General features: G+C 63.0%; 8 protein-coding genes. 2 read left to right on the forward strand and 6 right to left on the reverse strand.

Annotated elements, in window-relative coordinates; translation table 11 throughout:
• Window positions 1-122: 122 nt before the first annotated feature.
• Entirely contained in the window at window positions 123-422 is a 300-nt protein-coding gene (locus J2W46_RS01310) for a hypothetical protein (protein ID WP_310350629.1), read from the reverse strand.
• Window positions 423-1,823: 1,401 nt separating this feature from the next.
• Here J2W46_RS01310 and J2W46_RS01315 point away from each other — a divergent pair.
• Window positions 1,824-3,275: a sigma-54 dependent transcriptional regulator gene (locus J2W46_RS01315; RefSeq protein ID WP_310350632.1), complete on the forward strand. Its 1,452-nt coding sequence runs from the start codon at window positions 1,824-1,826 to the stop codon at window positions 3,273-3,275.
• A 375-nt stretch (window positions 3,276-3,650) separates the two neighbouring features.
• Window positions 3,651-6,362 (forward strand): mechanosensitive ion channel family protein, encoded by a 2,712-nt coding sequence (locus J2W46_RS01320; protein WP_310350634.1) that lies wholly within the window; start codon window positions 3,651-3,653, stop codon window positions 6,360-6,362.
• A 26-nt stretch (window positions 6,363-6,388) separates the two neighbouring features.
• On the opposite strand, the gene J2W46_RS01325 is transcribed toward J2W46_RS01320, so the two are convergent.
• Genes J2W46_RS01325 through J2W46_RS01345 form a run of 5 tightly spaced genes read right to left on the reverse strand, consistent with a single transcriptional unit; the run spans window position 6,389 to window position 13,236 of the window.
• On the reverse strand, window positions 6,389-8,653 hold the full coding sequence (locus J2W46_RS01325; RefSeq protein ID WP_310350637.1) for an ATP-dependent DNA helicase: 2,265 nt from the start codon (window positions 8,651-8,653) through the stop codon (window positions 6,389-6,391).
• On the reverse strand, window positions 8,650-10,473 hold the full coding sequence (locus J2W46_RS01330; protein ID WP_310350640.1) for a VRR-NUC domain-containing protein: 1,824 nt from the start codon (window positions 10,471-10,473) through the stop codon (window positions 8,650-8,652). The genes J2W46_RS01325 and J2W46_RS01330 overlap by 4 nt, the downstream gene beginning before the upstream one ends.
• Window positions 10,474-10,530: 57 nt before the next feature.
• Complete coding sequence (locus J2W46_RS01335; RefSeq protein WP_020067935.1) at window positions 10,531-11,118, reverse strand: LutC/YkgG family protein; 588 nt, start codon at window positions 11,116-11,118, stop codon at window positions 10,531-10,533.
• Window positions 11,105-12,496 carry a lactate utilization protein B gene (locus tag J2W46_RS01340; protein ID WP_310350643.1) on the reverse strand — a complete coding sequence of 464 codons (1,392 nt, stop codon included), beginning with the start codon at window positions 12,494-12,496 and terminating at the stop codon, window positions 11,105-11,107. Before J2W46_RS01340 ends, J2W46_RS01335 begins: the two co-directional genes overlap by 14 nt.
• Window positions 12,493-13,236 carry a (Fe-S)-binding protein gene (locus J2W46_RS01345; RefSeq protein WP_087754881.1) on the reverse strand — a complete coding sequence of 248 codons (744 nt, stop codon included), beginning with the start codon at window positions 13,234-13,236 and terminating at the stop codon, window positions 12,493-12,495. Before J2W46_RS01345 ends, J2W46_RS01340 begins: the two co-directional genes overlap by 4 nt.
• Between the last annotated feature and the right edge of the window lie 137 nt (window positions 13,237-13,373).

Below are 13,373 nucleotides of genomic sequence, written 5' to 3' on the forward strand. Positions count from 1 at the left end.
TCTTTACATGATGCCACGAAGCGTGAAGCGGCCAGCACGTCGGCGCAGCGGTTCGAATGTTCTGTCATCGTTCGGGATGCTCGCGCAAGCCACCCTCAGCTCCCTCAACTCACCAGCAGCGCTCAGTCCGATTCGTCGTATTCCCGCTCACTTATGTCAGCATCGCGATCGGCGTTCCTCTCGCGCGAAACCGGAATCTCGTATGCATCGCGCAATTCCGGGCGCTGAATCTCCGCCTGCGCCTTGCGCTTCATTGCGTCGGCGATCACGAGCGTGAGCAGATCCACCGGCGGCGCGGCAAACAGTCCGCGCGGCGCACCAACGTGCGCCCGGTAACGAAGACGGATAACTTCGCCACTACGTGCCGTGGCTGGATGGTCGTGGCGTGGCCTGCACACCGGGCCGATAACGTGCGTTTTCATGACATCCCCGTTCGGTGACATGCTGACGGCTGCATGCAGCCTTCCAGGTCCGCCGTGCTCACGCTAAACACGCGAACACGGCGCCCGGTCCACCTCGCTTGTGCGCTTCTCTGTGGAAGCTCTGGCCTTCTCCCCGTTTCGTCGCGCCGGTTGGTCCAGACCGTGCGCTGCCCTTTCCCCGTTTGCATGTCGCTCGCGCAAACGTTGCCGCGCGAGGTACCTGTCGTTATGTCTCCGCCACCTTCACCTCCACAGACGAAAAAATCGACGAGGTCAGAGATTTGCGTCGCCGGGTGGCGAACGACCGTTTCGCATCGGCCATTCGCCCCGTGTTATGTGACGTCCGCTTGTCCATGACCCCGCCGCAGCCTCGCAGAACGCATTGGCTTTCCCCGGCCGCGTCCGCGAGTCGTTGTGCCGCCGGTCGTTTTTTTGACTTCCCCTCTCCCTCACCGACCGGCAGCAACAGATTCGCTGTGACTCGCTTATTGCAATGGCCATGCCATGCGGGTCGAAGTCCTGTGCCACAAGGCGTTTGCCGGCATGCGCGGCTTTGGCCGGTTTTTTAGCCGCCGTGCCATAGCTCCGATGATTCGTATACGAGACGCTCATCGAGGCCGCCATCGTGCGTAAAACGTCGATTGAACGCACGGAATATGCGCTTCATATAAGCGTCGAAGCCGGGTACACCGCGCCCCTTCGCGGTTTGCGTTCAAGTTCTGAACGAAACTGCCGACATAGCAGCGGATAGAATCGATCCAGATGCCGTGGAAAACGCACTGTCGATTATGTTGCATACCTGAAACATCGAAAATCGCGTAACGGACCTGCTCGCTCAGGGTTCGTCCACGCGTTGTGTACTCCACCGCGCATAACGGGGCTTGACGTGTGCTGTCCGAACGGCTTCCGGTTATGCGCGCATTAGGCCGGCAACCGGGCAACTGTCCGGCCGCAATCGCGCCGCTATCAGCCGGAATCGAATAAACGCCCGTCAGGAGGGCAAACTGCCGGCTTCCTGATTTGTTTGTATAGCATTCCAAAGCGCTTTCGCTTATGTTTAAGTCACGCGCCGTTTAGAGCGCGAACAAAAAAGCCAAGGAGATAAGAAACGGTACAAGTGATTCGGGGATGAAATACTCCGGCCGGTGCAACGCGAAACGTTCACCTGTCTGCCGCCAATAGGCGGCACCTCGCAGTTCACGCTGCGCTGCTTGCCCCGCTATGACCTTACAGTCGATCGGCCGTCGCCCCCAGTAGCGCAGTAGCGCCCGCGACGGCTCAGAGCTTCGTGCCCGGGGTTGCAACCAGGCTGCTGGCTCAGTTATTCCGCAGGCCCGGTCAGGCTTGCGATCCTTGACAACGTCGAACAGCAGTCTTGAAAGCAGCACCGAATCGGGGGTAATGAATATGACTTTCGCATCCGCGGACACCGAACGCACCGTTCTTTACGTGTCGAACTCGCCCGATAAGAAACTCGCCGACTTCCTCGCCGCATCCGCATGGCACGCCGTACACGCAAAAACCACCGCGAGCGCGGAACGCATGATCGAGCGCGACAATATCAAGGTCGGCCTCATTGAACTGCCGGAAGACTGCACGTCGCAGCAACTGTCCGCCCTAGCCTCGTGCATGCGCCGGCCAGAAACGAACTGGGTCGCTCAAATCGCGCCGGGCCAGGCGGACGACGAACTGATCAGCCGTTTCATCCTCGATTACTGCTTCGACTTCGTCACCCGGCCGTGGCTCAATGAGCGGCTCGTATTCGCGCTGGGTCATGCGCACGGGCTGTCGGCGCTGCGACAAGCGCATGTAACGCCGGAACCGTCGCTCGGACGGCACGGCATGGTCGGCCAGTGCGAGGCTATGCAGCAGTTGTACCGGCGCATCGACAAATGCGGCACGACAGAAGCGCCGGTGTTCGTCGCCGGCGAGTCCGGCACGGGCAAGGAGTTGACCGCGCGCGCGATCCACGAACGCTCGCCGCGCGCCGGCCGACCGTTCGTCGCCATCAATTGCGCGGCGATTCCGCCAACCCTGTTGCAAGCGGAACTGTTCGGCCACGAGCGCGGCGCCTTTACCGGCGCGCTTCAACGCAAGATCGGACGAATCGAGAGCGCGCACGAAGGCACGCTCTTTCTCGATGAAATCGGCGACATGCCGCACGAATGCCAGGCCGTGTTGCTGCGCTTTCTGCAGGAAGGCACGATCGAGCGGCTCGGCGGCAATGGGCCGATCCACGTGAATGTGCGGGTCATCTCGGCAACGCACGTCGACCTCGACAAGGCGGTCGAAGAAGGCCGTTTCCGGTCCGACCTGTATCACCGGCTGTGCGTGCTGCGCCTCGTCGAGCCGCCGTTGCGCGAGCGCGGCGGCGACATCAAGCTGCTCGCGAGCTATGCGCTGAGCATGTACAAGCAGGACGGCGCGCGCAAGCTGCGCGGATTGTCTAGCGACGCGATCGTCGCGATGTCGAACTATGCGTGGCCCGGCAACGTGCGCGAACTGATCAACTGCGTGCGCCGCGCCGTCGTGATGAGCGAGGGGCGCTTCATCAACGCGAGCGACCTGGGCTTGCCCGAAACGGACAATGGGCCGGCCGTCACGCTCGCAGAGATTCGCAGCAAAGCCGAAAAAGACGCGATCGAACATGCGCTGCAGCGGCACGGCTACAAGTTGTCGGAGGCGGCGGCAGAGCTCGGCATTTCCCGCGCCACGCTATACCGGCTGATGCACGCGGATCGGCTGCATGCGGAGCCGTCAGGCGGGCGCACGTCGAACGCGGACCTCGACGGGGACGCAGACGGCGAACGCGAGCCTCGCATGCCTATTCCTATGTCGGCGGCTTCTGCCTAGTTCAAGCGGGGTTTCTGGGCGGGCCGCAGCCCTCCGGCGATCGGCTGCGGCAAGTCTGCCACTGGCAGCAGCATGCCCGCATCGACCTCCCTGCCCGCCCGGGCAGTCACGCTCCTACTCGTCGGTGCCGCGCGGCACCGCGGCACGCCTTGTTATGATCCCCTTCGCGTAGAGTCAGGCAAGCTCAGGCAAGCAATTTGCTTTCGCCAATTGCCTTAGGCCGGCTCACGCCCGCCAGCGCGGTCTTCCTTTACAACGCGGCCGCAGTCAAAGGAACTTGTGCGACAAAAGCCGTGTCGGTTAAGGCGTCGATCAAACCGCCAGACCGACCGATGTTTCGCACGCCATCGGCACCCGCAGCCCGTCTTACACCCTATGCGCAAATTACTACACGCCTGCTTCCTCGTTTTCCTCCTTCTTGGCGCCCCGGCCGTTTTCGCGGCGGTGACGGCTGCCACGCCCGCCTCGGGCGCTACTGTCACCCTGACCCCTGAACAGGCACGCCAAGCGCTCTCAGTCCTCAACGATCCCAAGCGCCGCGCGCAGGTGGCCGATACCTTGCAGGCCATTGCTGCCGCCGGCGCGCTGAGCACACCGGCCTCCGCCGCGCCGGCCGCCTCGGCGCCGGCTGCGGCAAGCGGCGCCGCCGCTCTCGTGCCGAACGCGTTCAAATCCAACGGACTCGCGTCCCAACTGGCTCGTCAGGGCGCGCACTGGGCCGTCAATCTGGGCGCGTCGCTGCGCAACTCGATTACGGCGCTCCTCGACGTCGCTTCGGTGCGCGCGTGGTGGAACTGGCAGTCGACAAATCCGCAGGCGCGCTCGATTCTCGCGCACGTTGCGTGGTCGCTGCTGGCCGCACTGCTGCCCGCGCTCGTGCTCGAATGGCTCGCGCGCCGCCTGTTGCGTCGCGCGTATCTCGCGCTCGCCGCGCGCCGCGAACGTGGCGACGCCGCAGACGCACCGCGCACCGACTTGCCGGTAGACGTCGAACCGCAGCCCGCCGACGCTGCGAACGCCGCGCCGCCTCTGCCCGCCCCGCCGGTCGCCGAGATACGAGCCGAAGCGCAGGCTAGAGCGGAGGCGAAGACAGAACCTGCGGCAAGCGCGGCAACGTCACCGGCAACCGGGCAGCCTGCCGTCACGCCTGCGCCGTCAACGACGGCCGCGAACGGCAGAGTCACTGAAGCCAAGGGCAAGCAGAACGCCACGCATCACTGGACGCTGCTGCAGCGCCTGCCGCGCGCGCTATTGATCACGGTTTTGCGTCTGCTGCCGCTCGCGGTATTCGTCGGCGCGGCGAGCGCGCTCATGTCGATCTTCACCGACGACGGCACGCCGCAAGACCGCGCCCTCGATTCGCTCGTCGATATCTACGTGCTGTGCCGCGTGATCGTGATCATCAGCGGCTTTTTCCTGCAGCCCACGGCACCGCGTCTGCGTCTGCTGCGCATGAGCGATGCATGGGCTGCGTTCGTACATCGCTGGGTGATTCGCATTGTCAGCGTCGTCGGCGTGGGCTCCGCGATTGCGGAAATCGCGCACTCGCTCGGCCTGAGCGAGGCGGCGCATCTCGCGTTGATGAAGGTCGTGGCGCTCGCCGGCCACGTGATGATCTCGATCCTGATCCTGCAATGCGCGAAACCGGTCGGCGAACTCATTCGCCAGCGCATGGCCGCGCGCAAGTCGCTTGAAATGGTCGGCAATGCACTCGCCGATGCATGGGCGTGGCTCTCGGTCTTCGTCGTAATGGCGTTGTGGTTCATCTGGGCGCTCGACGTGCAGAATGGTTATCACGCGCTGCTGCATCTCGGCGGCATGTCGCTCGCCGTGCTGGTGGGCGCTCGGGTGCTCGCCATCGTCATCTTCGGCGGCCTCGCGCGGCTCTTCAACGGACACGAAGACGCCGCCGGCAAGTCGCTCGTGCATCAGCATGCGTTCCGCTATTACCCGCTGCTGCGGCGAGTGGTCTCGTGGATCATCGGCATCGTCACCGCGCTCGCGTTGCTCCAGGTGTGGGGCGTCGATGTGGGCGAGTTGTTCCGCGACGGCAGTGTCGGCCACCGCCTTGCGTCGGCCATCGTGACGATCGGCGTCGCGGCGGTGATCGCACTCATCGTCTGGGAAAGCGTAAATGTGTCGGTCGAGCAGCGGCTGGATCGCTGGACGACGAGCGGCGACCTCGTGCGCGCCGCGCGTCTGCGCACGCTGCTGCCCATGCTGCGCACCGGGCTTTTCTGCGTGATCGCACTGGTGGTCGTGCTCACGGGCCTGAGCGAACTGGGCGTGAACATCGGGCCGCTACTTGCAGGCGCGAGTATCTTCGGCGTGGCGCTCGGCTTCGGCTCGCAAAAACTCGTGCAGGATTTCATCACGGGCATCTTCCTGCTGATGGAAAACGCGATGCAAGTCGGCGACTGGGTGACGCTCGCGGGCGTATCCGGCACCGTCGAATATCTGTCGATCCGCACAGTGCGGCTGCGCGGCAGCGACGGTTCGCTTTTCACCGTGCCGTTCAGTTCGGTATCGACAGTGAACAACACGAATCGCGGCATCGGCAATGCGGCGGTTCGCGTGAATATCGTATTCGGCCAGGACGTGGATCTCGCGATCGACACGCTCAAGGAAATCGGGGCCGCGCTGCGCGAAGAAGAGAAGTTCAAGGACGGCATTCTGTCCGACTTCAGCTTCTGGGGCGTGGACGCCGTGGACGGCTCGGCCGTTACGCTGGCCGGACAGATGCAGTGCCGCGATTCGGCGCGCTGGGGTGTGCAGCGCGAATTCAACCGGCGCATTCTCGACCAGTTCCGCGAGCGCGGCATCGAGATCGCGAACCCGCAGCGCAATCTGCTGACGTGGGACCCGGACAGCGTCGCGCCCCGCGTCGAAGCGGGCGAGCCTCCAAAACAGGAGCCTGAGCAAGCGCCTTCGAGCAGCCCGTCCGCCGACGGCGCATCGGCGGGTGTATCGCCTGACGGCGCTTCGAAGGGTGACGCGCCAGTGGAAGACCAGATCCCTGTCGACTCGAAGCCTGCGGGCGGACCCGGCACACCGTCAAACCCGGGAGCAACGTCGCCGCACGAATGAGGTACGGGCTTCGCGCGTCGATTGAATTACCGGACCTGCCACCACCGAGGCAACAGGCGGCGCACCTCGGGCCGCCTGTACCGGTCGTCGATCAGATGCACGACGCCTTCGTCGAGCTCGGTGCGGATCACGCGCCCCGCCGCCTGCACCACCTTTTGCAAACCGGGGTACAGGTACATGTATTCGTAGCCATTGCCAAAACGCGCGTCCATCGTGCGCCGCATCTGTTCGTTGACCTCGTTCATTTGCGGCAGGCCCAACGTTGCGATAAAAGCGCCGATCAACTGTTGCCCGACCAGGTCGACACCTTCCGAAAACGCGCCGCCGAGCACCGCAAATCCGATGCCCTGGTTCGCGCTTCGAAACCGCGCGAGAAACGCGTCCCGGGCCGCTTCGTCCATGCCCGGTTCCTGCGCCCAGACCGGCAATCCGGGATGACGCTCGCGCATGAGCGCGACCACCTGCTGCAGGTAATCGAAACTGCTCAGGAAACCCAGGTAATTGCCGGGCTGCGCGATGTACTGCTTTGCGATCAGATCGACGATGGGATCGAGCGAACGTTCGCGGTCACGCCAGCGCGTCGACACGTTGCCGGCGACATGCACCCGTAACTGCTCCGCGCGAAACGGCCCTTCAACGTCGAGCCATTGCGTCTCCTGTGCAAGACCCAACGTATCGCGGTAGAAATGATGCGGACTAAGCGTGCCCGAAAACATCACGGTCGTGCGCGCCGCTGCATATCGCGGCGCGAGAAACGGAGCAGGAATCACATTGCGCACGCAGAGCGTGCAACTGGTCTTGTCGCGTGGTGCGTGGCGATCTGTTGTCAGCGTGATATCGAAAATGGAATGCTCGCCGAACTGCTCCGCGAGAGCGACGAAATGCATCGCGTCGAAGAAAAAACGCAGCGACGTCTCGTCGATTGAGAGCGGCGCGTCCGCGAGCTGATCCGTCACCGCGCCAATCAGATTCTGCGCGGCCGAGAGCAGCTTGCCAGGCACATCTGGATAGACCTGATACGACGCAGTTTGCGCCCGCTTGACCGCATTCCATTCGCGCTGCAACCGTTCGAGCGGCTTGCGCAACCCAGGCGGCGCCGTCTTGCGCGCGAGCCGCAACGCCGCCAGATCGAGCGACGCCGTGTACATGCGGCGCGCACGGTCGAGCAGATTATGCGCCTCGTCCACCAGCACGCCAATGCGCCACTGGTTGATCTGCGTGAGCGCGTAGAGCATTGCGCTGCTGTCGTAGTAGTAGTTGTAGTCGCCCACCACCACGTCGGCCCAACGCGCGAGTTCCTGGCCCAGATAATACGGGCAGACGTCATACGCGAGCGCCGCTTCGCGCACCGCGGCGCGATCGAGCCTTTCGCCCGCGAGCGCCGTGCTACGTGCCGCGTCGAGCCGGTCATAGAAGCCGCGCGCGAGCGGACACGACTCGCCGTTGCAGGCTTTGTCGGGATGCTCACAGGCTTTGTCGCGCGCAACCAGTTCAAGCGTTCTCAACGGTAAAGACCCGGCGCTTCGGCGAAGCGTTTCGATCGCGTCGAGCGCGAGCGCACGGCCAGGCGTTTTCGCGGTCAGAAAAAACACGCGATCGATCTGATCCGTCGCGCACGCCTTCAATAGCGGAAAGATCGTGGCGAGTGTCTTACCGATGCCGGTTGGCGCCTGCGCCATCAGCGGCTTACCGTCGCGCGCCGCACGGTAGACGGACACCGCCAGCTCGCGCTGCCCGCAGCGAAACTGCGCATGCGGAAACTGCAACGCGTTGAGCGCCGTGTCGCGCGCGACACGATGCGCCTCCTCCTGCACCGACCAGTCCAGAAACCGCTCGCATTGCTCGACGAAAAAAATCTCCAGTTCGCGCGCCGTGTGCGTTTGCGTGAGCAACGTTTCCTTCTGACTGCCGATGTCGAAGTAAACCAGCCCGACCGTCAACTCCGTGAATCCACGTGCGCGGCACAGCAAATGTCCGTACACCAGCGCCTGCGCCCAATGCAGCGTGCGATGATTGTCAGGCATGCGCTCGAGATCGCCTCGATACGTCTTCACTTCTTCCAGGCGGTGCGCCACCGGGTCGTAGCCGTCCGCACGACCCCTCACGGTGAGATTGCGATGCGTACCGGTCAGCGTGATTTCGGTTTCGTAGCCGCTTGCGCGGCGGCCTGCGACCGTGATGTGCCCCGCCATGCCTTCGAGCGAAGTGGGCGCGGGCGTGAATCGCAGATCGAGGTCGCCGCGTCGCGCAGTGAACTCGCACATGGCTCGCACGGCGACGACGTAGCTCATGCGGTGCGCTCCGCGATCAGCGTGGTGAGCGCCAGCGCGCCGACGGATGGATCGGCGATCGCATGGTCAAGCGCTTCGTCAGCCCAACGCACGTCGACCACTCGTACCGGCATGCCGTGCTGCACGCAGTAAGCTAACCAGCGAATCTGGTTGTCCTGCAAGCGGTCGCCGGGCCCTTTCACTTCGATCAATTCATAGCGCCGCTCGGCGGGCCAGAAGCGGATCAGATCGGGCAAACCCGAGCGATTGCCGCGAATATCGAGCAGCAAACGCTCGAACCACAATTTCAGATGCGCGGCGGGCAAGCAGTCGAGCGCCGTCGTGACAAGCTCCGGCGTAAGCATTCCCCAGAACACGAACGGCGATTGCACGCCTGCTTTGCCGTGCAGATGCCGGGCAATCGTCTCGCGATACGCGCCACTATCGAGTTGAGCAAGGCACGCAGCGAACTGTTCGGCTCGACGCGCATAAAAGTCCGGCGCGTGAAGATCAGCGGGGCCGCGTTGGAACGGATGAAAAAACGCACCGGGCAGCGCCACGAATATCGGTTCCCAGCAAAGCAGTCCGAACAGCGAGTTGATCAATGCATTTTCGACGTAATGCACCGGCGCCGACTCGCATGTCAGATGATCGCGCACCACGTATTCAACGGACTGCGGCGCTTGGGGTCTGGGCAATAGCAACGTACTGCGTTCGGCCGCTCGCGCAGCGGCCGCGCGCACCGCCGGCCCACCAAGCTTGCGACGCAGGCGCGGGAGCATGCGCGCGATGCGCTGTGCCTCTTCCTCGCTTTCGGGCGATGCTGCAGCGCTCAACGCTAGCGAAAGCGCAGCTTCGAAACGCTCGGCTCGTTCAAGCACGCGTACACGCCGATGTCGCGCGCCGGGCCACGCGCAAACCTCGTATACGGCGAGCGCGGTGGGCCACATCTGTCGACGCTCGCAATGCTGGCCGATGCGAAAGAGCAGCTTGGCGCGTCGCAATTCGAGCCACGAGTTGCACGTTTCCACGCTTTGCACCCGAGCCACGAGGTCATTGAGCGCAGCGTTTTCTACTTCCAGGCCGATCAGCGCGCCGGACGTTGCTATCGAGTCCAGTTCGTCACGACATGCTTGCAACGCAAGGTAAACATCGACATCTGCGCGCTGCTGAAACGCTCGCGACGCAGGCCCGAAAGCCACTTTTTCGTAGCGGAATACGCCGAGATCGGCGAGCACGAATTCGGACCAGTCCTGCTGCAGATTGCCAAAGAACATCAGACGCAGACGGTCGCACAGCGGCGCAATGTCCACGCGAAACACGCAATCGGTCGTTTGGGGGTGCCATGCGGACAACCGGCGCGCGATGCAGCTATCGGTGTCATGCCCGTCCAACTCGTCCCGCTCGGGATAGAACGGACGTAATGCTTCCAGCAGATCGGGCTTGCGAAGACTCCGGGCGCCCGGAATCAATGAAAGCGCCTCGGCGAAGATGTCCAGTAATTCGGCGCGCGTGGTGAGGGCGAACAGATCGTCGAGTGTCAGGTGCGGCGCGGGATTTAGCCAGCCGAGCGCCGAGACGGGCGCAGCGGCTTGCAACGGGCAGCCGATTTCGTCGTAGGCAAGACGACTTGCACGAAACAATGCGCCTTTGCGCATGAGCATTCGGACCAGCAATGCGCGCGACGCCTGCGGCAAGCGCGCGAATGTGCCGAGAAAAGCGCGCTCGCTCGCATCGAGCAGATCGTCGTAGCGTTGCGCGAGCCAGGCGAGCGCACGCTCGAAATTCAGCAGATAGTAAGGAACGCCGGCGAGGGAATCCGGCGGAGCATCGGTTGCCACGGAGTTTGCATGACCTGTACGTTTATACAGTAATGATAGCAAACTCCACCGCCGCGCCTACTCAGCGGCCAGCCACACCACCGTCAGCGACCGCACGCCCTGCGCGCCGCGAATCAGAACGCCTTCTATGTCCGCGGTCGCGGACGGTCCCGTGACGAGTGCCGCGTAACGTGCGTCGCGAAAGTCGTCGCGGCGATAAACGTCCTGCAAGCCGTCGACCAGTTGCGCCGGATCGAGCAGAACCACGAGATGCTGCACGATATAGCCCAACGCATTGACCACGTACTCGCGCTCGCTGAACCACACCGAGCCGGTCTCCGCCACACCGAAACGCGCACGCACCACGCCGACGTCGATATCCTGCAACGACGAAGGCTCGGTGTCGGCCGTGAGCAGGCGCGTGCCGGACACTTCGGCAGTGGCTGAAGCGATCGACACAGTTGCGCCAAATCGCTCGCGGATCAGACTCGCAACCTCCGACGCGGCATCCGCTTCGACGCAGGTCCCGCCCATCGTTTGCAATGCCGACGTGAAGCGCGCGCGCAGATCGCCGCCGACCGCGCTAAACAACGGCACGTCGGGGCGCGGGCGCGCCGCCGGCTGCGCCTGCCGCACTTTCGCGATGAAGGCCTCACGCGTTGCCATCGCCACCTCCGCGATTTTGCTTGTACCACGCATGGAAGGTCTGCTTCGGCGCCTCGGGCAATTCGCGTTGTCTGCCCCAGATATTCAGCGGGTTATAGAGTACGAAGTTCGGTAGCCGCCGCAATGCGCCGCTCATTGAAGCTACGGTTGCCCGATACAGCGTCGGGCTCGCGAGCAGCCGCCCTGCCATCTTCAATACTTCCTGCTTCACGAACGGCACTTCGTGGCGCTCGGCAATCACCGTGCGCCATTTATAGATCTGCTCGTGGATATTGATCTTCACCGGACACACGTTCGTGCAACTGCCGTTGAGCGTGGACGCGAACGGCAGCGCGCTATAACGTTTCAGGTCGAAGGTTGGGTTGATGATCGCGCCGATCGGCCCCGAGTACGTACCGCCATACGACAGCCCGCCGCTGCGCCGATACACGGGACACGTGTTCATGCAGGCTCCGCAGCGGATGCATTTGAGCGAGTACCAGAAGTCGTCCATCGCGAGCCGTTCCGAGCGGCCATGATCGACGAGGATGAAATGCATCTCCGTGCCCGGACGCGGCGCACGGAAATGCGAGGTGTATTGCGTGATCGGCGAACCAAGCGCACTGCGCGAGAGCATGCGAATAAACACACCGAGATCCGAGACCTTTGGAATCAGCTTCTCGATACCGATCGATGCGATATGCAGCGGCGGCACGTTTGCCGAAAGATCGGCGTTGCCTTCGTTCGTGCAAACCACAACCGTGCCCGTTTCCGCGACCGCGAAATTGCAGCCGGTCATGCCGGCCGTTTTCTCGCGTACGAAATACGGCCGCGTATTCATGCGCTGACTTTCCGAGAGGTAGTGAATGTCGCTATTGTGCGGATCAGTGCCGATGGTTCGGCCAAACAGTTCCGCGACATCGGCGCGCAGCTTGTGCACCGCCGGCACCACCATGTGGCTCGGGTCCTGATGATCGAGTTGCTGGATGCGTTCACCCAGATCCGTTTCCATTACCGTAATGCCGCGCGGTTCGAGATACTCGCGCATCTTGCATTCGTCGGTGAGCATCGACTTGCTTTTGACGAGCGTGGTCATGCCGCGCTCGGACATGATCTTGTGTACGAGCGCGTTGTGCTCTTCGGCCGTCGCTGCCCAGTGGACCACGACACCGTTCGCCTCGGCCGAGGCCGCGAACTGTTCGAGGTACTCCGACAAATGCGACAGCGCGTGTTCCTTGATACCGGACGCCAGTTCGCGCAGCGTCTCCCACTCGGCAATGCCGTGCGCCTGGGCGTCGCGTTTCTCGCGCAAATCCCACAGGCGCTTGTCGTGAAACGCCACATGTTCCGTCTTTTTGATGAACTCGCCTGCTGCCTTCGCGTGGTCGATCCGGCTCATGCGCGCGCCCCGTTCAACACTTGTGCAATATGAATGAAGCGTGCGTCCGCCTTCATGCGTTCCGCACAGCCTTGCTGATGCATCAGGCACGACATGTCGCCCGACACAATGTATTGTGCACCCGCATTCAGATGATCGCGGACCTTGTCCTGCCCCATGCGGACAGACACCGGCTCTTCCGTCACCGAGAACGTGCCGCCGAAACCGCAACATTCGTCGGGGCGAGACGGCTTGACGAACTCGATACCCTTCACGCCTTCAAGCAACGCGCGCGGCTTGGAAAACGGCTGGCCCGCCACTTCCGAGATCGACGCCTCTTTCAGATGCCGCAACGCGCTGCAACTATTGTGCAGCCCGACGCGATACGGAAACTCGGCCCACGGAAATTCACGCGCGCCCACCACGTCGTGCAGAAACTCGACGAGTTCATAAGCGCTCGCCCGCACCTTTTTGACTTCGTCCGTCTGATCGATCGCGGTGAGATGCTCGCGCACGTGGTGAATGCAGCTCGCCGATGGTCCGACGATGTAGTCGTAGCCCGCGAAGTTGCGCGCGAACACCCGCTCCGCGCCAGCCGCTTCTGCATGCGCGCCGCTGTTTCCCATGGGCTGGCCACAGCAGGTCTGCTCCTGCGGGTAATCGACCTGGATGCCGAAGCGTTCGAGCAGTTCGAGCGTGGCAATGCCGACCTCGGGATAAAACGCGTCGATAAAGCAAGGGATAAAGAGGGCGACTTTCATAAGCTCATTACAGGGAATGGGGCACGCGGACTCGGGACGCGTAAGATCGTCGCCAGTCAGACTGGTATTGTTGGTCTGACCAAAATATAAGGAAGTCGCCCGAGCGTGTCAATCGTTAGATGGCCACGCGAAATGCG

It is taken from the genome of Paraburkholderia strydomiana (genome assembly GCF_031456815.1).
Classification (GTDB): Bacteria; Pseudomonadota; Gammaproteobacteria; order Burkholderiales; family Burkholderiaceae; genus Paraburkholderia; species Paraburkholderia caledonica.

Bases quoted from the DNA above. Each gene is read 5' to 3' on its own strand.
- J2W46_RS01335 (WP_020067935.1), bottom strand. From the start codon at position 11,118: ATGGCAACGCGTGAGGCCTTCATCGCGAAAGTGCGGCAGGCGCAGCCG.
- J2W46_RS01340 (WP_310350643.1), bottom strand. From the start codon at position 12,496: ATGAGCCGGATCGACCACGCGAAGGCAGCAGGCGAGTTCATCAAAAAG.
- J2W46_RS01320 (WP_310350634.1), top strand. From the start codon at position 3,651: ATGCGCAAATTACTACACGCCTGCTTCCTCGTTTTCCTCCTTCTTGGC.
- J2W46_RS01310 (WP_310350629.1), bottom strand. From the start codon at position 422: ATGAAAACGCACGTTATCGGCCCGGTGTGCAGGCCACGCCACGACCAT.
- J2W46_RS01345 (WP_087754881.1), bottom strand. From the start codon at position 13,236: ATGAAAGTCGCCCTCTTTATCCCTTGCTTTATCGACGCGTTTTATCCC.
- J2W46_RS01325 (WP_310350637.1), bottom strand. From the start codon at position 8,653: ATGAGCTACGTCGTCGCCGTGCGAGCCATGTGCGAGTTCACTGCGCGA.
- J2W46_RS01315 (WP_310350632.1), top strand. From the start codon at position 1,824: ATGAATATGACTTTCGCATCCGCGGACACCGAACGCACCGTTCTTTAC.